Genomic DNA, 20,579 nt, shown 5'->3' with positions numbered 1-20,579 from the left:
TGTGAGCTGCCTTTTTTGTTTTTTTCTGCAACAGAAATGGGTCATTCGCTATATAATAATATGAAAGCCGCAAAGCTCATTTTGCAAAAGCAGGTTTTATGCCTGTGCAAAGTGGAAATAATAGAGATAGAGCGATACAGTTGAAAAATTTTGAGAAACACCTTATAGTAAGATTAAAGTCAAATATAGTCAAAGTCAATAAAGGAGGGGGTTGAGTGGGACATAATATTTCTGACATCATTGAACAGTACTTAAAGCAAGTATTAGATCAAAATGGCAGGGAAATTTTAGAGATCAAACGCAGTGAAATTGCGGATAAATTTCAGTGTGTTCCTTCCCAAATTAATTATGTCATCAACACCAGATTCACAAGCGAAAGAGGATATATTGTTGAAAGCAAACGGGGAGGCGGCGGTTATATTCGAATCATTAAAGTTAAAATGAATAACGAAGTCGTCCTCATCAACAATATTATTTCGCAGATTCACACCTATTTGTCTCAGGCAGCCTCTGATGACATTATTCTCAGGCTGTTAGAGGACGGGGTTATTTCAGAAAGAGAAGCTAAAATGATGGTGAGTGTAATGGATCGCTCAGTTTTATATATTGATCTGCCGGAACGGGATGAACTGAGAGCCAGAATGATGAAAGCAATGCTGACATCTTTAAAACTAAAGTAAGCGGGTGAAAAGATTGATTTGTCAAGAGTGCAATGAGAGACCAGCCACTTTTCACTTTACGAAAGTTGTTAATGGAGAAAAACAAGAAGTGCATATTTGTGAACAATGTGCAAAAGAAAACAATGATGCATACGGAATAAGTGGAAATCAAGGGTTCTCAATTCATAATTTATTATCAGGACTGCTGAATATGGAGTCTTCATTTCAAAATACCGGATCCCAGATGTTCAGCTACTCAGAACATGGTTCAGCTTGTAAAAAATGCGGTATGACCTTTCAGCAATTTAGAAAAACAGGGCGGTTCGGCTGTGCGGAATGTTATAACACATTCTACAGTCAAATTACTCCGATATTGCGTAAAGTCCACAGCGGAAATACGGTTCATGCAGGGAAAATTCCGAAACGCATAGGCGGGAATCTTCATGTGAGACGGCAAATGGAAATGTTGAAAAAGGAACTCGAATCATTGATACATCATGAAGAGTTTGAAAAAGCCGCACAAGTAAGGGATCAGATCCGTTCATTAGAGCATGAATTAAAAAGCACGGACAGTGAGGAGGAACAAGGGTAATGTCGCTCCAGCATTTTATTCAGGACGCATTAAGCAGTTGGATGAAGCAGAAGGGGCCTGAAAGTGACATTGTACTCAGCAGCCGTATACGGTTGGCCCGAAACTTTGAAAATATAAGGTTTCCTGCCCGATATACAAATGAAGAAGCCTCATCCATTATTGAGCAATTTGAGGAACATTTTTCAGGAAAAGAACTGCCCGATATCGGTAAATTTCTTTTAATCAGAATGAGTGAGGCACAGCCTTTGGAAAAACGGGTGCTGGTGGAAAAGCATCTTATCAGCCCGAACTTAATCGAATCCCCCTTCGGCGGCTGTCTGCTGTCTGAAAATGAAGAAGTCAGCGTCATGTTAAACGAAGAAGACCACATTAGAATTCAATGCCTCTTCCCCGGTTTTCAGCTTCTCAATGCCATTAAGGCAGCAAACCAGGTCGATGACTGGATTGAGGAGAAAGTAGATTACGCCTTTGGGGAAAAGAGAGGATACTTAACGAGCTGTCCTACAAATGTAGGGACGGGATTAAGGGCTTCGGTCATGATGCATTTGCCTGCGCTTGTGTTAACTAGGCAAATGAATCGAATTATACCGGCAATTAACCAATTAGGCTTGGTTGTAAGAGGAATTTACGGTGAAGGCAGCGAAGCATTAGGAAATATCTTTCAAATTTCAAATCAAATCACACTCGGAAAATCAGAACAAGATATTGTCGATGATTTGAACAGTGTGGCTGCCCAACTGATTGAGCAGGAACGGTCTGCCCGAGAAGCGCTTTATCAAACTTCTAAGATTGAATTGGAGGATAAGGTATTCAGATCATACGGAGTTTTATCCAACTGCCGGATGATTGAATCGAAGGAAACGGCAAAATGCCTTTCTGACGTTCGGCTGGGGATAGACTTGGGTATCATTAAAGACCTATCCAGCAATATACTTAATGAACTGATGATTTTGACTCAGCCAGGTTTTCTGCAGCAATATTCGGGCAGTACATTACGGCCGAACGAAAGAGACGTGAGAAGAGCGGCTCTAATCAGGGAAAGGCTGCATTTAGAAACGAGTGCAAATAGACAGGAGGATGATTCGATATGATGTTTGGAAGATTTACAGAGCGAGCGCAAAAGGTATTGGCATTAGCACAGGAAGAAGCACTTCGCTTAGGTCATAACAATATCGGTACTGAACATATTTTGTTAGGTTTGGTTCGCGAAGGCGAAGGGATTGCGGCAAAAGCGCTCCAAGCACTTGGGCTTGGTTCAGATAAAATACAAAAAGAAGTAGAAAGCTTAATCGGACGGGGACAGGAAATGTCTCAAACCATTCATTATACCCCAAGGGCAAAAAAGGTCATTGAGCTAAGCATGGATGAAGCGAGAAAACTGGGTCATTCCTATGTCGGTACAGAGCATATTCTGCTTGGACTGATTCGTGAAGGTGAAGGCGTGGCAGCAAGGGTTCTGAATAATCTCGGTGTCAGCTTGAACAAGGCAAGACAGCAAGTGCTTCAGTTGCTCGGAAGCAACGAAACGGGATCATCTGCTGCAGGTACGAACAGCAATGCGAACACTCCGACACTTGACAGCTTAGCACGTGATTTAACAGCGATTGCTAAGGAAGACAGCCTTGACCCGGTTATTGGCCGCAGCAAAGAAATTCAGCGCGTTATCGAAGTGCTGAGCCGCAGAACGAAAAACAACCCTGTACTGATCGGGGAGCCCGGAGTCGGTAAAACAGCGATTGCTGAAGGACTTGCACAGCAAATCATTAATAACGAAGTTCCAGAAATTTTACGCGATAAACGTGTTATGACCTTAGATATGGGAACAGTTGTAGCCGGCACGAAATATCGCGGAGAGTTCGAGGATCGCCTGAAGAAGGTCATGGATGAAATCCGCCAGGCAGGAAACATCATTCTCTTTATTGACGAGCTTCATACATTGATCGGAGCGGGCGGAGCAGAAGGTGCAATTGATGCGTCAAACATCTTAAAACCTTCACTGGCGCGAGGCGAGCTTCAGTGCATCGGCGCGACAACGCTTGATGAATATCGTAAATACATTGAGAAAGATGCCGCTTTAGAGCGCCGGTTCCAGCCGATCCAAGTTGATCAGCCGTCAGCAGATGAAAGCATTCAAATACTGAAAGGCCTGCGTGACCGTTATGAAGCGCACCACCGCGTGTCCATTACAGATGAAGCGATTGAAGCGGCGGTTAAATTGTCAGACCGTTATATTTCAGACCGCTTCCTCCCGGATAAAGCAATCGATTTAATTGATGAGGCCGGTTCGAAAGTGCGTCTCCGTTCTTTCACAACACCGCCGAATTTAAAAGAGCTTGAACAGAAGCTTGATGAAGTACGGAAAGAGAAAGATGCTGCCGTACAAAGCCAAGAGTTTGAAAAAGCTGCTTCGCTTCGTGATACTGAGCAGCGTCTGAGAGAACAAGTGGAAGATACGAAGAAGACCTGGAAAGAAAAACAAGGCCAAGAAAACTCTGAAGTATCTGTTGAAGATATCGCAATGGTTGTGTCAAGCTGGACCGGCGTCCCGGTTTCTAAAATTGCGCAAACAGAAACAGATAAGCTTCTGAATATGGAAAATATTCTTCATTCCCGCGTCATTGGTCAAGATGAAGCCGTTGTAGCGGTTGCGAAGGCCGTCAGACGTGCCAGAGCGGGGCTGAAAGATCCCAAGCGCCCGATTGGTTCATTTATCTTCTTAGGCCCTACAGGCGTAGGGAAAACAGAGCTGGCGAGAGCGCTGGCGGAATCGATTTTCGGTGATGAGGAAGCGATGATCAGAGTGGATATGTCCGAGTACATGGAGAAACACTCGACTTCACGCCTTGTCGGTTCTCCTCCGGGATATGTCGGCTATGATGAAGGCGGTCAGCTGACAGAAAAAGTGAGAAGAAAACCTTACTCTGTCGTGCTGCTTGATGAAATTGAAAAAGCGCATCCTGATGTGTTCAACATTCTTCTGCAAGTGCTTGAAGACGGACGTCTGACTGATTCAAAAGGGCGCACCGTTGATTTCCGCAATACGATTCTCATTATGACGTCAAACGTCGGGGCGAGCGAGCTGAAACGCAACAAATACGTCGGCTTTAACGTCCAAGATGAGACGCAAAACCATAAAGACATGAAAGACAAAGTCATGGGAGAACTGAAGCGCGCCTTCAGACCGGAGTTTATCAACCGGATTGACGAAATCATCGTCTTCCACTCCCTTGAGAAAAAACATCTTACAGACATTGTGTCACTTATGTCTGATCAGTTAACAAAACGTTTGAAAGAACAAGATCTCTCTATTGAGCTGACAGAGGCTGCGAAAACAAAAGTAGCAGATGAGGGCGTCGATTTGGAATACGGCGCACGCCCGTTAAGAAGAGCGATTCAAAAGCATGTGGAGGACCGATTATCAGAAGAGCTGCTCAGAGGTAATATTGATAAAGGGCAGCACATCGTTCTTGATGTTGAGGACGGCGAATTTGTCGTAAAAACAACTGCTAAAACGAACTAATATAGTGACAAACATGAGGCATACAGTAAGCAAGTGTATGCCTCGCTTTGTTATATAGAGAAATATTTGATAAGGAAGAGGTTTTACATCATATATGGCTAAATCAAAAACTAAATTCATCTGCCATTCATGCGGGTATGAGTCCGCGAAATGGATGGGAAAGTGCCCCGGCTGCGGAGCTTGGAATACAATGGTGGAAGAGACCATTAAAAAAGCGCCGGCGAATCGGCGGGCAGCCTTCTCACACTCAGTTCAAACCGTACAAAAACCATCACCTATTACATCAATTGAAACATCTGAAGAACCCCGCGTTCAAACCAAGCTCGGCGAATTCAACAGAGTGCTTGGCGGCGGCGTTGTAAAAGGTTCGCTTGTGTTAATCGGAGGCGACCCCGGGATCGGAAAATCAACGCTTCTTCTTCAAGTATCCGCTCAGTTAGCAGACACAGCAGGCAGCGTGCTTTACATTTCAGGTGAAGAATCTGTGACACAAACGAAGCTTCGCGCTGACAGGCTTGGGATCAGAAGCCAATTGTTACATGTTTTATCTGAAACCGATATGGAGTATATTTCGTCTGCTATACAAGAGATGAAACCTGCATTTGTTGTCGTTGATTCCATTCAAACCGTTTATCAAAGCGATATTACGTCGGCACCCGGCAGCGTATCACAAGTAAGAGAGTGTACCGCTGAATTGATGAAAATCGCGAAGACAAACAGCATACCCATTTTTATCGTGGGACATGTAACGAAAGAAGGATCTATCGCAGGGCCGAGATTGCTTGAGCATATGGTTGATACCGTTCTATACTTTGAAGGAGAACGGCATCATACATTCCGTATTTTGCGGGCTGTCAAAAACCGTTTCGGTTCAACAAATGAAATGGGCATCTTTGAAATGCGGGAAGAGGGGCTTACGGAAGTTCTGAACCCTTCTGAGATTTTCTTAGAAGAGCGTTCTGCCGGGGCTTCGGGTTCCAGTATCGTAGCGTCTATGGAAGGAACGAGGCCGATTTTGGTCGAAATCCAGGCGCTGATTTCACCGACCAGTTTTGGAAACCCGCGCCGCATGGCTACAGGGATTGATCATAACAGGGTGTCTTTATTAATGGCTGTGCTGGAGAAGAGAGTGGGTCTCCTGCTTCAAAATCAAGATGCATACTTAAAAGTCGCCGGCGGCGTGAAGCTGGATGAACCGGCAATTGACTTGGCCGTGGCCGTCAGCATCGCTTCAAGCTTTAGAGATACACCGCCGAATCCTGCAGATTGCTTTATCGGTGAAGTAGGTCTGACAGGAGAAGTCCGCAGGGTATCAAGAATTGAACAGCGCGTAAAAGAAGCAGCAAAGCTGGGCTTCAAGCGCATGGTCATACCTGAGGCGAATGTAGACGGATGGACAAAACCAAAAGGGATTGAGGTTGTCGGAGTAGCAAATGTTGCCGAAGCGCTTCGTACTTCATTAGGAGGATCATAATAGATGGAAAAAGAGAAAAAAGGGGCGAAACAAGAGCTCGATCTGTCTGAAATCTTGCAGTTTGTTGCACCGGGAACACCGCTCAGAGCCGGGATAGAAAATGTTCTGCGGGCAAACACAGGCGGCCTGATTGTTGTCGGATACAACGATAAAGTAAAAGAAGTAGTGGATGGCGGCTTTCATATTAATACATCATTCGCGCCCGCTCATTTATACGAGCTGGCAAAAATGGACGGAGCCATTATTTTAAGCGATTCCGGCCAGAAAATCCTGTATGCGAATACGCAGCTCATGCCGGAGGCGGCAATTTCTTCTTCAGAAACAGGAATGAGACACCGTACGGCGGAACGTGTAGCAAAGCAGACGGGCTGTCTGGTCATCGCGATCTCTGAACGCAGAAACGTCATTACGTTATATCAGGAAAACATGAAGTATACACTAAAGGATATCGGTTTCATTTTAACAAAAGCAAATCAAGCCATTCAAACGCTTGAGAAATATAAAACCATTTTAGACAAAACGATCACAGCTTTAAACGCTTTAGAGTTTGAGGAGCTTGTGACGTTCAGTGACGTGCTGTCTGTCATGCACCGTTATGAAATGGTGCTTCGTATTAAAAATGAAATCAATATGTATATTAAAGAGCTTGGAACGGAAGGCCATTTAATCCGCTTGCAGGTGATCGAGCTGATTACGGATATGGAGGAAGAAGCGGCTCTTTTCATCAAGGATTATGTAAAAGAAAAAATTAAGGATCCATTCGTGCTTTTAAAAGAGCTTCAGGATATGTCCAGCTATGATCTGCTTGATGATTCCATTTTGTTTAAGTTACTCGGGTATCCGGCCTCTACTAATCTCGATGACTATGTGCTGCCGAGAGGGTACAGGCTGCTGAATAAAATACCGCGTCTGCCGATGCCGATTGTTGAAAATGTAGTAGAGGCGTTCGGATTTTTGCCTAGTATTACGGAAGCCAGCGCTGAAGAACTGGATGATGTTGAGGGTATAGGCGAGGTGCGGGCCCAAAAAATTAAAAAAGGCTTAAAACGTCTGCAAGAGAAACATTATATCGACAGACAGCTTTGAGTTTCGGTTAAACCTGTGTGAATACGGGTATATTATTGTTAGTTTTTGTTTATTCTGATATTTGTAGGCTGCGACAGCCTTCATAAAAAAATGTTTTTTAAAAGGAGGTGGAGGTATGTTAAAACGAATAGTTCAGGCGTTCTTCATTATTGTTGGCGGCGTTGTTGGTATCTTTTTAATACCTGAATTGTTTGTACTGTCAAATATACAGGACATACCTTTGATAACAAACGCATATACGTCTGCGGCAATTGGTGCTATTATCTTTTTCCTCATCAGTATGTGGACAACAGAATATGTGATTAATTGGGTAAAATGGATTGAAGATTCTTTGCTGAGAGCCCCGGTGCCGGATCTGTTATTTGGAAGTCTCGGATTGGTTTTTGGACTTATCATCGCATATCTCATTGTAAACGTGATTCCGCTTGACAATATTCCGTACCGCATATTCAGCACCATCATTCCGGTCTTTTTAGCTTTCTTTCTCGGGTATTTAGGCTTCCAGGTCGGATTTAAGAAAAAGGATGAGCTCATCACCCTGTTCTCCATTTCTTCAAGAATGCAGAAGAAAAAAGGAAGTGCTGACGAGGAGCAGGAGGAGCAGGATAAAAGGCTGAAAATCTTGGATACAAGTGTTATTATTGATGGGAGAATTGCGGATATTTGCCAGACCGGCTTCTTAGAGGGAGTCATTGTCATTCCTCAGTTTGTGCTTGAGGAATTACAGCATATCGCCGATTCTTCAGATGTATTAAAACGCAATAGAGGACGCCGCGGCCTCGATATTTTGAATCGTATTCAGAAAGAGCTGGATATTACGGTTGAAATATATGAGGGTGACTTTGAAGACATTCAAGAGGTTGACAGTAAGCTTGTCAAACTTGCGAAGCTGACATCCGGCGTCGTTGTGACGAATGATTTTAACTTAAATAAAGTATGTGAGCTTCAGAAGGTTGCAGTACTGAATATTAATGACCTTGCAAACGCGGTGAAGCCGGTTGTGCTTCCGGGCGAAGAGATGAAAGTGCAAGTGATTAAGGACGGGAAAGAGCATAATCAAGGCGTGGCTTACTTAGATGACGGCACGATGATTGTCGTTGAAGAGGGCCGTAATTATATAGGGAAGCATATTGATGTGCTCGTAACCAGCGTACTGCAGACAGCGGCGGGACGAATGATTTTTGCCAAGCCTAAGCTGCTGGAGAAGGCTCTTTAGAGGGAGAAAATGATGGAGTATGTTGTAGTGATCCCGGCCGCCGGACAAGGGAAACGGATGAAGGCTGGGAAAAATAAGCTATTGATCAGCTTAAAAGGAACGCCCGTTATCATTCACACATTACGGGTATTTGAAAGCCACCGTCCATGCAAAAAAATCATTCTGGCGATAAATGAGAGTGAGCGGGAGGATTTTCATCAGCTGCTTGCTCAGTTTCCGATCGGAACGGAGATCGAGCTTGTCGCTGGAGGGCAAGAGCGCCAGCACAGCGTTTTTGAAGGGCTGAAAGCGATCAGCAAAGAGTCTGTTGTCCTTGTTCATGACGGGGCGCGCCCGTTTGTCACACATGAACATATTGATAAGCTCGTTGAAACAGCAGAGCAGACGGGAGCGGCTGTCCTGGCTGTTCCTGTGAAAGACACGATAAAGCGGGTTGAAGACTCCCAAGTTGTGGAGACCTTTGACCGTTCAAGCTTGTGGGCCGTCCAAACGCCGCAAGCTTTTCGTCTTTCTTTATTAAAGAAGGCGCATATAGAAGCAGAAATCAGAGGGTTTTTAGGTACTGATGACGCCAGCCTCGTCGAGCGGCTTGACGGCTGTTCAGTGCATGTCGTGGAAGGCGACTATACCAATATAAAGCTGACAACGCCTGATGATCTAATATCAGCGGAAGCAATCATGAAAGCGGAAAGTGGGAATCATAATGTTTAGAATCGGACAAGGATTTGACGTGCATCAGTTAACGGAAGGCCGTCCTCTTATCATCGGCGGAATTGAAATTCCGTATGAAAAAGGGCTGCTCGGGCATTCCGATGCTGATGTTTTGCTGCATACAGTGGCTGACGCGTGTCTCGGAGCTGTAGGCGAAGGGGACATCGGAAAGCATTTTCCGGATACTGATCCTGAGTTTAAGGATGCAGATTCATTCAAGCTGCTTCAGCATGTCTGGAACATTGTAAAAGAAAAAGGTTATGTACTTGGAAATTTAGACTGCACGATTATTGCGCAAAAACCGAAAATGGCCCCACATATTGATGATATGAGAAAAAGAATAGCGGAAGGCCTTGAGGCAGACGTCTCCCAGATTAACGTAAAAGCAACGACAACAGAAAAGCTCGGGTTTACAGGCAGAGCGGAGGGAATTGCGGCACAGGCGACTGTACTGATCCAAAAAGCCTGATCATTGCTTTGATGCCCGGTCTATTTGGTGGTAGAATAGATACATATATTCGGCTTGAGGCTACAGACGAGATGAAAGGAAGTATTTGAACATGGGAAATGAAGTACGTGTTCGTTATGCACCGAGTCCGACCGGACATTTGCATATCGGTAACGCCAGAACGGCGCTTTTTAACTATTTATTTGCCCGCAGCCAAGGCGGGAAATTTATTATCCGCATTGAGGACACCGACAAAAAGCGGAATATTGAAGGCGGAGAGCAAAGTCAGCTTAATTACTTAAAATGGCTGGGTATGGACTGGGATGAGAGTGTGGACGTCGGCGGAGAATACGGCCCGTACCGCCAGTCTGAACGTAACGATATTTACAAAGTATACTATGAAGAGCTTCTTGAAAAAGGGCTTGCTTATAAATGTTTCTGTACGGAAGAAGAGCTTGAGAAAGAGCGTGAAGAACAAATCGCCCGGGGAGAAATGCCGCGCTACTCCGGCAAACACAGAAACCTGACTCAAGAAGAGCAGGAGAAGTTTTTAGCCGAAGGCAGACAGCCGAGCATCCGTTTCCGTGTGCCGGAAGGGAAAATCATTGCTTTTGACGATATCGTAAAAGGCGAGATCTCTTTTGAATCAGACGGCATCGGCGACTTTGTCATCGTTAAAAAGGATGGAACACCGACCTATAATTTTGCAGTAGCGATCGATGATTACTTAATGAAAATGACGCACGTGCTCCGCGGCGAGGATCATATTTCAAATACACCGAAACAGATTATGATCTTCCAGGCTTTCGGCTGGGATATCCCTGTCTTCGGCCATATGACGCTTATCGTGAATGAAAGCCGCAAAAAACTAAGTAAACGTGATGAATCGATCATTCAGTTTATTGAGCAGTACGAAGAGCTGGGTTACCTGCCTGAAGCGCTGTTTAACTTTATCGGCCTTCTCGGGTGGTCGCCTGTCGGTGAAGAAGAACTTTTCACTAAGGAACAATTTATTGAAATTTTTGATGTGAATCGTTTATCGAAGTCACCGGCTCTGTTTGATATGCATAAACTGAAATGGGTCAACAACCAATACGTAAAAGCGCTGGATCTTGATCAAGTTGTCGGGCTGACGCTTCCGCACTTGCAAAAGGCCGGTAAAGTCGGCACTGAGCTTTCTGCAAAAGAGCAGGAGTGGGTGCGCAAGTTAATTTCTCTTTATCATGAACAATTAAGCTACGGCGCTGAAATCGTCGAGCTGACTGATTTGTTCTTTAAGGAAGAGATCGAGTATAATCAAGAGGCAAAGACTGTTCTGGAAGAAGAACAGGTTCCTGAAGTGCTCAGCGTATTTGCCGCGAAGCTGGAAGAGCTTGAAGAATTTACGCCGGAGCAGATCAAAGCCTCAATTAAAGCAGTGCAGAAAGAAACTGGGCACAAAGGCAAAAAGCTGTTCATGCCGATTCGTGTTGCAGTTACAGGCCAGACCCACGGTCCGGAGCTTCCGCAGGCCATTGAGCTGATCGGCAGAGAAACTGCTGTGAAACGCCTGAAAAGCATTTAATATATGATTGTTGACAGGGAAGAGTATAAAACAAATGACCATTACAGAAAGAATCTTCATCGGCTGAGAGAGATTCATGTGTCATGTTTTAGAAGTGCGCCCTTAAGACCTTTGAAGAACATTTCCGCGGAAATCAGTATTTAAAGGCGGCCGCCGCCGTTACCGGCTGAGTTGGGAAAACAGGATTTTGTTTTCCAAACAGAGTGGAACCGCGCGGTGAAAGCGTCTCTGTCATGTTTACATGCAGAGGCGTTTTTTTATTAGCTGAAAAAGGATGACTGGAGCGGGGAGAGAATGGGGGGAAGCATGTGTTTTTTAAAATGCTTAAAGAAGACATAGATACAGTGTTCGATCAAGATCCTGCAGCAAGAAGCTATTTTGAAGTCATTTTAACTTATTCTGGTTTACATGCTATATGGGCGCATCGGATTGCACATGCTTTATATAAAAGGAGATTCTACTTCCTTGCACGCCTTATATCACAAATCGCCCGTTTCTTTACCGGTATTGAAATCCACCCCGGCGCGACCATCGGGAGAAAATTTTTCATTGATCACGGCATGGGTGTAGTCATTGGGGAAACTTGTGAAATCGGCGATAATGTCACGGTTTTCCAAGGTGTCACGCTCGGGGGAACGGGAAAAGAAAAGGGAAAGCGGCATCCGACCATTAAAGACGACGCCTTAATCGCAACGGGGGCGAAGGTGCTTGGCTCCATTACTGTCGGCCAAGGCTCTAAAATAGGCGCCGGCTCCGTTGTCCTGCGTGATGTCCCTGACTATTCAACCGTCGTGGGCATACCGGGGAAGGTCGTGATTCAAAACGGAAGAAAGATAAAGCGCGACCTCAATCATCAAGACTTGCCCGATCCGGTGGCTGACCGATTTAAAGCATTGGAGCAGCAGATTCTTGAGCTGCATGCTGAACTGGAAGATAAAAAAGAAAGGATAAACCAAAAATGACCATTACACTTTATAATACACTGACAAGGAAAAAGGAAACGTTCGTGCCCCTTGAGGAGGGCAAAGTGAAAATGTATGTGTGCGGCCCGACTGTATACAACTATATTCACATTGGAAATGCCCGTCCGGCTATTGTGTACGATACGGTCCGCAACTATTTAGAATATAAAGGGTATGACGTTCAATATGTGTCAAACTTCACCGATGTTGATGACAAACTGATCAAGGCCGCGAATGAGCTCGGTGAGGACGTCCCGACCGTTTCTGAGCGGTTCATAAAAGCCTACTTTGAAGACGTGGGCGCGCTTGGATGCCGAAAAGCCGATCTTCATCCGCGGGTCATGGAGAATATGGATGCCATCATTGATTTTATCAGCGAGCTGATTAAAAAAGGCTACGCCTATGAATCAGAAGGCGACGTTTATTTCAAAACAAGAGCGTTTGAGGGCTACGGAAAGCTTTCTCAGCAATCAATAGATGAGCTCAGATCAGGCGCCCGTATCCGCGTTGGTGAGAAAAAAGAGGACGCCTTGGACTTTGCGCTTTGGAAGGCTGCCAAAGACGGGGAAATTTCATGGGATAGCCCTTGGGGAAAAGGACGGCCGGGCTGGCATATTGAATGCTCTGCAATGGTGAAGAAGTATTTGGGCGACGAGATAGATATTCATGCCGGGGGACAGGACCTCACATTCCCTCACCACGAAAATGAAATTGCGCAATCTGAAGCATTAACAGGCAAGACATTCGCAAAATACTGGCTTCACAACGGTTATATCAATATAGATAATGAAAAAATGTCAAAATCGCTCGGGAACTTTGTTCTGGTGCACGATATCATTAAGAAATATGATCCGCAGCTGCTGAGATTTTTCATGCTGTCCGTGCATTACCGCCATCCCATCAACTATTCGGAAGAGCTGCTTGAAAAAACGAAAAACGCGTTTAACCGCCTGAAGACAGCTTACAGCAATTTAAACCATCGTTTGAACAGCAGCACGAACCTGACTGAAAATGATGATGAGTGGCTCGCTAAAATCGAGGAGCACCGCACTGCATTTGAAGAAGCGATGGATGATGATTTTAATACGGCAAATGCGATCTCCGTTTGGTTCGATTTAGCGAAGCATGCCAATTACTACTTGCAGGAAGACCATACGGCTGACCGTGTCATCAAAGCCTTTATCAATATGTTTGACAGAATCGGCTCTGTACTGGGTCTTACGCTGGGCGGAGAAGAGCTTGTCGATCAAGAGATTGAAGACTTGATTGAGAAAAGAAATGAAGCCCGCCGCAATCGCGATTTTGCCTTATCAGACCAAATCCGCGATCAGCTGAAAAGCATGAATATCATTCTTGAAGATACGGCTCAGGGAACTCGCTGGAAGCGGGGAGAGTAAGCTGATGCTTCAATTTGATCAAGTCAAAGATTCAAAGCAGTTAAACGGTCTTGCGCTTGCTTATATGGGTGATGCCATTTTTGAAATATACGTCAGGCATCACCTGCTTAAGCAGGGCTATACGAAGCCGAATGACCTTCATAAGAAGGCAAGCCGTATTGTATCGGCAAAATCCCAGGCGGATATTCTTTTTCATCTTCAAGAGGAATCCTTCTTTACAGAAGAAGAGGAAGCCGTACTGAGAAGGGGCAGAAATGCCAAATCGGGAACAACGCCTAAAAACACAGATGTACAGACGTACCGCTATAGTACGGCTTTTGAGGCTTTACTCGGATATCTTTTTCTTGAGAAAAAAGAAGAAAGACTGAATCAGCTGATTGCTGAAGCTATAAAAGCCGGGACGTCAGGGAGGAAAACAAATGAGTCAGCAACATGATTACGTCATAGGAAAAAATGCGGTCATTGAGACATTAAAGTCAGACCGGAAGCTGTATAAATTATGGATGGCGGAAAACACAGTAAAAGGACAAGCCCAGCAAGTCATTGAGCTTGCGAAAAAGCAAGGCATCACCATTCAATTTGTTCCGAGAAAAAAGCTCGACCAGATGGTGGAAGGACAGCATCAGGGAGTCGTCGCTCAGGTCGCGGCATATGAGTATGCGGAATTAGACGATTTATATAAAAGAGCGGAAGAAAGAAATGAACAGCCTTTCTTTCTCATATTGGATGAACTGGAAGACCCTCATAATCTCGGCTCCATTATGAGAACGGCCGACGCGGCGGGCGCGCACGGCATCGTCATTCCGAAACGCAGAGCAGTCGGCCTTACTGCGACGGTTGCAAAAGCGTCAACGGGAGCCATTGAGCATATCCCTGTCGTTAAGGTCACAAACCTTGCCCGGACGCTTGATGAAATGAAGGAGCGGGGCATTTGGGTAGTCGGAACAGATGCGTCTGCGCGGGAGGATTACCGCACAATGGACGGCAAAATGCCTTTGGCCTTAGTCATTGGAAGCGAGGGCAAAGGAATGGGCCGCCTTGTAAAAGAGAAATGCGATTTCCTCATCAAACTTCCGATGGCGGGAAAAGTAACGTCACTGAATGCATCGGTAGCGGCGGGCCTTCTGATGTATGAAGTCTATAGGAAACGGAATCCTTTGGGAGAATAAAGACAGATGGACATCCTATTAGTAGACGGATACAACATGATAGGAGCCTGGCCGCAGCTAAATGATTTAAAAGCGAACAGTTTTGAAGAAGCGAGAGATGTACTGATTCAGAAAATGGCAGAATATCAGTCATATACAGGAATCAGAGTCATTGTTGTTTTTGATGCGCATCTTGTAAAAGGGATAGAGAAAAAGCAAACCAATTACAGGGTCGAAGTCATTTTTACGAGGGAGAATGAGACGGCGGATGAGCGGATCGAAAAGCTCGCCCAAGCGCTGAATAACATTGCGACACAGATTCACGTCGCCACCTCTGATTACACCGAGCAATGGGCGATTTTCGGACAAGGGGCTCTGCGAAAGTCCGCCCGGGAGCTGCTGCGGGAAGTGAATGCCATTGAACGCCGCATTCAAAGGCGGGTTTCTAAAATCACTTCCGAAAAACCCCCGGGTAAAATCGAGCTGTCCGAAGAGGTTTTGAAAACGTTTGAAAAGTGGCGGCGGGGCGACCTGGATTAGGTTGACGCTTTTTCGTCCATTAATGTATAATATTTCTATCTACGTGCGCCGGGGGGATCGCAGTGAATCTACAGAACAACAAGGGAAAATTCAACAAAGTGCAGTTTTGCCAGTTGGAGGACGAGCAGGTCATTGAAAAGGTTCATGTTGGGGATAGTGATGCGTTAGATTACTTGATTACGAAGTACCGTAATTTTGTACGGGCAAAAGCCAGATCCTATTTTTTAATAGGGGCGGACAGGGAAGATATTGTACAGGAAGGGATGATAGGCTTATATAAGTCTATCCGGGACTTTAGAGAGGACAAGCTTACTTCATTTAAAGCTTTTGCAGAATTGTGCATTACCCGCCAGATTATTACCGCAATAAAGACAGCTACTCGCCAGAAACACATTCCTTTAAATTCCTATGTTTCTTTAGACAAGCCTATTTTTGATGAAGAATCAGACCGAACGCTGCTTGACGTCATTTCGGGCGCAAAAACGTTAAATCCTGAAGAAATGATTATTAATCAGGAAGAATTTGATGATATTGAAATGAAAATGGGAGAGTTGCTAAGCGATCTCGAGAGAAAGGTGCTTGTTTTGTATCTTGACGGAAGAAGTTACCAAGAGATTTCCGATGATTTAAACCGGCACGTAAAATCAATCGATAATGCCCTGCAGCGCGTAAAGCGCAAGCTTGAGAAGTATTTAGAAATAAGGGAAATCAGTTTATAGCTGGTTTCTATGTGATATTGACAGAATTTTTCTGTCTGTGATATTTTAATAAGATAAATGAATGTTTATTTAGGAAAAGGTGTAACGACATGAGAAAAAAGATTACGCTGGCATGCAAAACATGCGGAAATCGTAATTATACGACAATGAAAAGCTCTGCATCAGCGGCTGAGCGGTTAGAAGTTAAGAAGTACTGCAGCACTTGCAATTCACATACAGCTCATTTAGAAACAAAATAGTGTTCTCGCTTTTTAAATTGTGGAGGTCTTTTACATGCGTATGATGAGTTTCTTTAAAGATGTTGGGAAAGAAATGAAAAAGGTTAGCTGGCCTAAAGGTAAAGAGTTAACGCGTTATACGATCACGGTTATTTCAACAGTTATCTTTTTTATTATCTTTTTTGCCCTCCTTGATACAGGAATTTCTCAATTAATTCGTTTAATAGTTGAATAATGATCAGCAATACGTGCTATAATAGATCATAATATCGTTTGCCAAAACCCGTTCAGCGGGTTTTTTATTGTGTTGAAAAAAGGATTCATAGGCTCTGTGCCTATTTTTTGTTTTACACTCATTTTTTAAATGCGGGGAGGGAAGGACTGCATAGTCCTGATAGAATGGAAAAGAATTGGTATGTTGTTCATACGTATTCCGGTTATGAAAACAAAGTAAAAGCAAACCTTGAAAAACGTGTGGAATCGATGGGAATGCAAGATAAAATTTTCCGCGTAGTCGTTCCTGAAGAAGAAGAAACGGATATTAAGAACGGTAAGAAAAAGGTAGTTAAAAAGAAAGTATTCCCTGGCTACGTGCTTGTTGAAATCGTCATGACCGATGATTCCTGGTATGTGGTCCGCAACACGCCGGGCGTTACCGGATTCGTCGGATCAGCTGGATCAGGCTCAAAGCCGACTCCTCTTTTACCGGGCGAAGCGGAAACCATTTTGAAACGGATGGGAATGGATGAACGGAAAACCGACATTGATTTTGAATTGAAAGAGACAGTCAAAGTCATAGACGGACCATTTGCCAACTTTACCGGATCTATCGAAGAGATTGATTATGATAAGAGCAAAGTGAAGGTATTTGTGAACATGTTCGGCCGGGAAACGCCGGTTGAGCTGGAATTTACCCAGATCGACAAATTGTAATGTGAAAAAACTTGAAATTGATATACATTAATGATAATATAGCAAAGGTACGTCTTGGACTAATCCAAGGCAGCTAGCTTGATATTTCGTCATTCATATAAAGAATGAAACCTTGAGTGGGAGGGTTTACCCTATTACCACATCACGGACTTAAGGAGGTGTGTCTCGTGGCTAAAAAAGTAGTAAAAGTTGTAAAATTGCAAATTCCTGCTGGAAAAGCTAACCCAGCGCCGCCAGTTGGACCTGCACTAGGTCAAGCCGGTGTAAATATCATGGGATTCTGTAAGGAGTTTAACGCTCGTACAGCTGACCAAGCTGGTTTAATCATTCCTGTTGAAATTTCGGTTTACGAAGACCGTTCATTTACATTTATTACAAAAACTCCGCCTGCTGCAGTATTGCTTAAAAAAGCAGCTGGAATTGAGTCTGGTTCTGGTGAACCAAACCGTAATAAAGTGGCAACCGTTAAGCGCGATAAAGTACGCGAAATCGCTGAAACGAAAATGCCTGACTTAAACGCAGCAGACGTTGAAGCGGCAATGCGCATGGTTGAAGGTACTGCCCGCAGTATGGGTATTGTTATCGAGGATTAATTTGTTTCTTGTCGGGTTGCGAGTTTTCACAAGTTCGCAACCCTTATTCGTGGGAGGTTATTCCGCTATAACCACATAAGGAGGAAATTTTAAAATGGCTAAAAAAGGTAAAAAGTACGTTGAAGCTGCGAAGCTTGTAGATCGTGCGAAAGCTTACGATGTCGCTGAAGCAGTGGCGCTTACTAAAAAAACGAATACAGCTAAATTCGACGCTACAGTTGAAGTTGCTTTTCGTTTAGGGGTTGACCCTCGTAAAAACGACCAACAAATCCGCGGAGCTGTAGTTCTTCCTAACGGAACTGGTAAAACTCAGCGCGTGCTTGTATTCGCTAAAGGCGAAAAAGCAAAAGAAGCTGAAGCTGCCGGTGCAGATTACGTTGGCGATTCTGATTACATCACGAAAATCCAACAAGGTTGGTTCGATTTTGATGTAATCGTTGCGACTCCTGACATGATGGGTGAAGTCGGTAAAATCGGACGTGTGCTTGGACCAAAAGGTCTTATGCCAAACCCTAAAACAGGAACTGTTACTTTTGAAGTGGAAAAAGCAATCGGCGAAATCAAAGCTGGTAAAGTTGAATACCGCGTTGATAAAGCAGGAAACATCCACGTTCCAATCGGAAAAGTTTCTTTCGAGGATGAAAAACTTGTTGAGAACTTCACAACAATGTATGAAACAATCCTGAAAGCAAAACCGGCTGCGGCTAAAGGTGTTTACGTGAAAAACGTTGCTGTTACTTCTACTATGGGCCCTGGTGTCAAAGTAGACGCTTCTACTTTCAACGTAAAATAATATTTGACTTTACATCAGCATTCTGATATGATTCAAAATGTTGTAAAATATAATATGTCATTTATACCGTAGACAGCAGGGGCCGTTAAAGGCTTAATATCCTGCCGAGGTGTATATATATCACAGCTATTACGTTACGTATGCTTGTATATACAGCCTCCATGTCACATGGAGGCTTTTTATATGAAATCGTCGTCACAGTCGTGATCACCTAGCGGTATAAGTGTTACACAAAATCTACAGGAGGTGTAACCATGAGCAGCGCAATTGAAACAAAAAAAGTTGTTGTTGAAGAGATTGCTTCTAAACTGAAAGAAAGCAAATCAACGATCATCGTTGACTACCGCGGACTTAGCGTTTCTGAAGTAACTGAACTTCGTAAACAGCTTCGCGAAGCTAACGTTGAGTTCAAAGTGTACAAAAACACAATGACTCGCCGTGCGGTTGAACAAGCTGAACTTGATGGTTTGAACGATGTCTTAACTGGACCGAATGCGATCGCATTCAGTACTGAAGATGTTGTCGCTCCGGCAAAAGTTCTTAACGAGTTTGCGAAAAAACACGAAGCTTTGGAAATCAAAGCGGGCGTTATCGAAGGTAAAGTTTCTTCTGTTGAAGAAGTGAAAGCTCTTGCTGAACTTCCATCACGCGAAGGCTTGCTTTCTATGTTGCTTAGCGTACTCCAAGCTCCAGTTCGCAACCTTGCTCTTGCAGCTAAAGCAGTTGCAGATCAAAAGGAAGAACAAGGCGCTTAATCTGATTTTTATCTAAAATAAAAACAAATGGAGGAATTACAAATGGCTTTAAATATCGAAGAAATCATTGCTTCCGTTAAAGAAGCAACTGTACTTGAATTGAACGACCTAGTAAAAGCAATCGAAGAAGAATTTGGCGTAACTGCTGCTGCTCCTGTAGCTGTAGCTGGCGGAGCTGCTGCTGGCGGAGCTGCTGAAGAGCAAAGCGAATTCGACCTAATCCTTGCTGGTGCAGGCGGACAAAAAATCAAAGTTATCAAAGTTGTACGTGAAATCACTGGTCTTGGCTTAAAAGAAGCTAAAGAACTTGTTGACAACACTCCAAAACCACTTAAAGAAGGTATTGCGAAAGAAGAAGCTGAAGAGCTTAAAGCTAAACTTGAAGAAGTTGGCGCTTCTGTAGAAGTTAAGTAATCTTCACTTGCCTGTAGGGGAAGCTCGCTTTTATGAGGCGGGCTTTTTCTTTGCTTTTCTTTAAGCGAAATGATATGAGGAGGTTCTAATAATGAGTGAACACTATTATTCAGAAAAACCTTCAGTTCAAAGCAATAAGCAAACATGGTCATTTACACTGCGAAATAAATCGTATACATTCACAAGTGACAGCGGCGTTTTCTCAAAAAAGGAAGTTGATTTCGGATCACGTGTCTTAATTGAAGCGTTCCAAGAGCCGGAAACGGATGGCGACTTTCTGGATGTAGGGTGCGGCTACGGCCCGATCGGTTTATCGCTTGCAGGTGAATTTACAGACCGGACAGTCCACATGGTTGATGTGAATGAAAGAGCCGTAGAGTTATCAAATGAAAATGCAGAAAAAAACGAAATAAATAACGTGCGTATTTATCAGAGTGATTTATTTTCAAATATTGATTCTGCTCAAACATTTGCTTCTATTATTACAAACCCCCCAATCCGCGCCGGAAAAAAAGTTGTCCATGCCATTTTTGAAAAAAGCGCTGAACATTTAAGGACTTCAGGTGAATTGTGGATCGTCATACAGAAAAAACAGGGCGGGCCTTCTGCCATTGAAAAACTGAAGGAACTTTTTGACGAAGTTTCTGTCGTTCAAAAAAAGAAAGGCTATTATATCATAAAAGCAAAAAAAGTTTGACTTGAATTTTTGGCTATGTTAATATTGTAAAATGCCAATGTATATATTTTGCATGATATGCTGAATAATTATAGTGCATGTATAAATTATACAAACATGGAAATGCTAATAAAATCGGTATTTGTTTATGGATGTGGTTT

General features: G+C 43.8%; 24 protein-coding genes and 2 other annotated features. All 24 genes read left to right on the top strand.

Features of this window, described 5'->3' with window-relative positions; translation table 11 throughout:
• Positions 1-215: 215 nt before the first annotated feature.
• The 24 genes from ctsR to J7E26_RS17580 all read left to right on the top strand — a co-directional run bounded on the left by ctsR (position 216) and on the right by J7E26_RS17580 (position 20,439).
• Entirely contained in the window at positions 216-680 is a 465-nt protein-coding gene (gene ctsR / locus J7E26_RS17695; RefSeq protein WP_214803858.1) for a CtsR family transcriptional regulator, read from the top strand.
• A 13-nt stretch (positions 681-693) separates the two neighbouring features.
• A complete protein-coding gene (gene mcsA / locus J7E26_RS17690) occupies positions 694-1,251 on the top strand; it encodes a protein-arginine kinase activator protein McsA (RefSeq protein ID WP_214803861.1) in 558 nt (185 codons plus the stop codon).
• A complete protein-coding gene (gene mcsB / locus J7E26_RS17685) occupies positions 1,251-2,342 on the top strand; it encodes a protein-arginine kinase McsB (protein ID WP_214803863.1) in 1,092 nt (363 codons plus the stop codon). Before mcsA ends, mcsB begins: the two co-directional genes overlap by 1 nt.
• Positions 2,339-4,771, top strand: a complete 2,433-nt coding sequence (gene clpC, locus J7E26_RS17680) for an ATP-dependent Clp protease ATP-binding subunit (protein WP_214803865.1) — start codon at positions 2,339-2,341, stop codon at positions 4,769-4,771. Before mcsB ends, clpC begins: the two co-directional genes overlap by 4 nt.
• Before the next feature lie 94 nt (positions 4,772-4,865).
• On the top strand, positions 4,866-6,245 hold the full coding sequence (gene radA / locus J7E26_RS17675) for a DNA repair protein RadA (protein ID WP_214803867.1): 1,380 nt from the start codon (positions 4,866-4,868) through the stop codon (positions 6,243-6,245).
• A 3-nt stretch (positions 6,246-6,248) separates the two neighbouring features.
• Positions 6,249-7,331, top strand: coding sequence for a DNA integrity scanning diadenylate cyclase DisA (gene disA / locus J7E26_RS17670; protein ID WP_214803868.1), 1,083 nt, complete (start codon positions 6,249-6,251; stop codon positions 7,329-7,331).
• Between the two features lie 115 nt (positions 7,332-7,446).
• Positions 7,447-8,547, top strand: a complete 1,101-nt coding sequence (locus J7E26_RS17665) for a PIN/TRAM domain-containing protein (RefSeq protein WP_214803869.1) — start codon at positions 7,447-7,449, stop codon at positions 8,545-8,547.
• 12 nt (positions 8,548-8,559) lie between these two features.
• Entirely contained in the window at positions 8,560-9,258 is a 699-nt protein-coding gene (gene ispD, locus J7E26_RS17660; protein ID WP_214803870.1) for a 2-C-methyl-D-erythritol 4-phosphate cytidylyltransferase, read from the top strand.
• Positions 9,251-9,727: a 2-C-methyl-D-erythritol 2,4-cyclodiphosphate synthase gene (ispF, locus tag J7E26_RS17655; protein ID WP_214803871.1), complete on the top strand. Its 477-nt coding sequence runs from the start codon at positions 9,251-9,253 to the stop codon at positions 9,725-9,727. The genes ispD and ispF overlap by 8 nt, the downstream gene beginning before the upstream one ends.
• A gap of 91 nt (positions 9,728-9,818) precedes the next feature.
• Positions 9,819-11,270: a glutamate--tRNA ligase gene (gene gltX / locus J7E26_RS17650; RefSeq protein ID WP_214803872.1), complete on the top strand. Its 1,452-nt coding sequence runs from the start codon at positions 9,819-9,821 to the stop codon at positions 11,268-11,270.
• 1 nt (position 11,271) lies between these two features.
• Positions 11,272-11,503: a binding site (T-box leader), on the top strand.
• A gap of 75 nt (positions 11,504-11,578) precedes the next feature.
• A complete protein-coding gene (cysE, locus tag J7E26_RS17645) occupies positions 11,579-12,232 on the top strand; it encodes a serine O-acetyltransferase (protein ID WP_214803874.1) in 654 nt (217 codons plus the stop codon).
• A complete protein-coding gene (cysS, locus tag J7E26_RS17640; protein ID WP_214803876.1) occupies positions 12,229-13,629 on the top strand; it encodes a cysteine--tRNA ligase in 1,401 nt (466 codons plus the stop codon). Before cysE ends, cysS begins: the two co-directional genes overlap by 4 nt.
• A gap of 4 nt (positions 13,630-13,633) precedes the next feature.
• Positions 13,634-14,065 (top strand): Mini-ribonuclease 3, encoded by a 432-nt coding sequence (locus J7E26_RS17635; protein WP_214803878.1) that lies wholly within the window; start codon positions 13,634-13,636, stop codon positions 14,063-14,065.
• Positions 14,049-14,798, top strand: coding sequence for a 23S rRNA (guanosine(2251)-2'-O)-methyltransferase RlmB (gene rlmB, locus J7E26_RS17630; protein WP_214803881.1), 750 nt, complete (start codon positions 14,049-14,051; stop codon positions 14,796-14,798). Before J7E26_RS17635 ends, rlmB begins: the two co-directional genes overlap by 17 nt.
• A 6-nt stretch (positions 14,799-14,804) precedes the next feature.
• Positions 14,805-15,317, top strand: coding sequence for an NYN domain-containing protein (gene rae1 / locus J7E26_RS17625; protein ID WP_214803883.1), 513 nt, complete (start codon positions 14,805-14,807; stop codon positions 15,315-15,317).
• 62 nt (positions 15,318-15,379) lie between these two features.
• A complete protein-coding gene (gene sigH, locus J7E26_RS17620) occupies positions 15,380-16,036 on the top strand; it encodes an RNA polymerase sporulation sigma factor SigH (protein WP_061521296.1) in 657 nt (218 codons plus the stop codon).
• Between the two features lie 89 nt (positions 16,037-16,125).
• Entirely contained in the window at positions 16,126-16,275 is a 150-nt protein-coding gene (gene rpmG / locus J7E26_RS17615) for a 50S ribosomal protein L33 (protein WP_003156421.1), read from the top strand.
• A 34-nt stretch (positions 16,276-16,309) separates the two neighbouring features.
• Positions 16,310-16,489, top strand: coding sequence for a preprotein translocase subunit SecE (gene secE / locus J7E26_RS17610; protein WP_061521295.1), 180 nt, complete (start codon positions 16,310-16,312; stop codon positions 16,487-16,489).
• A gap of 164 nt (positions 16,490-16,653) precedes the next feature.
• Complete coding sequence (nusG, locus tag J7E26_RS17605; RefSeq protein WP_003225764.1) at positions 16,654-17,187, top strand: transcription termination/antitermination protein NusG; 534 nt, start codon at positions 16,654-16,656, stop codon at positions 17,185-17,187.
• A 167-nt stretch (positions 17,188-17,354) separates the two neighbouring features.
• Positions 17,355-17,780, top strand: a complete 426-nt coding sequence (gene rplK / locus J7E26_RS17600) for a 50S ribosomal protein L11 (protein ID WP_003156430.1) — start codon at positions 17,355-17,357, stop codon at positions 17,778-17,780.
• A gap of 94 nt (positions 17,781-17,874) precedes the next feature.
• On the top strand, positions 17,875-18,573 hold the full coding sequence (gene rplA, locus J7E26_RS17595; RefSeq protein WP_061521294.1) for a 50S ribosomal protein L1: 699 nt from the start codon (positions 17,875-17,877) through the stop codon (positions 18,571-18,573).
• A gap of 48 nt (positions 18,574-18,621) precedes the next feature.
• Positions 18,622-18,764, top strand: a sequence feature (ribosomal protein L10 leader region).
• 63 nt (positions 18,765-18,827) lie between these two features.
• Positions 18,828-19,328 carry a 50S ribosomal protein L10 gene (rplJ, locus tag J7E26_RS17590; protein ID WP_214803885.1) on the top strand — a complete coding sequence of 167 codons (501 nt, stop codon included), beginning with the start codon at positions 18,828-18,830 and terminating at the stop codon, positions 19,326-19,328.
• 42 nt (positions 19,329-19,370) lie between these two features.
• Positions 19,371-19,742: a 50S ribosomal protein L7/L12 gene (gene rplL / locus J7E26_RS17585; protein ID WP_061521292.1), complete on the top strand. Its 372-nt coding sequence runs from the start codon at positions 19,371-19,373 to the stop codon at positions 19,740-19,742.
• 91 nt (positions 19,743-19,833) lie between these two features.
• Entirely contained in the window at positions 19,834-20,439 is a 606-nt protein-coding gene (locus J7E26_RS17580; RefSeq protein WP_214803887.1) for a class I SAM-dependent methyltransferase, read from the top strand.
• The last annotated feature ends 140 nt before the right edge of the window (positions 20,440-20,579 follow it).

It is taken from the genome of Bacillus sp. ISL-51, assembly GCF_018613535.1.
Taxonomy (GTDB): Bacteria; Bacillota; Bacilli; order Bacillales; family Bacillaceae; genus Bacillus.
Note: the sequence above shows the minus strand (reverse complement) of the source record. Positions and strands in the feature narration are given on the sequence as shown.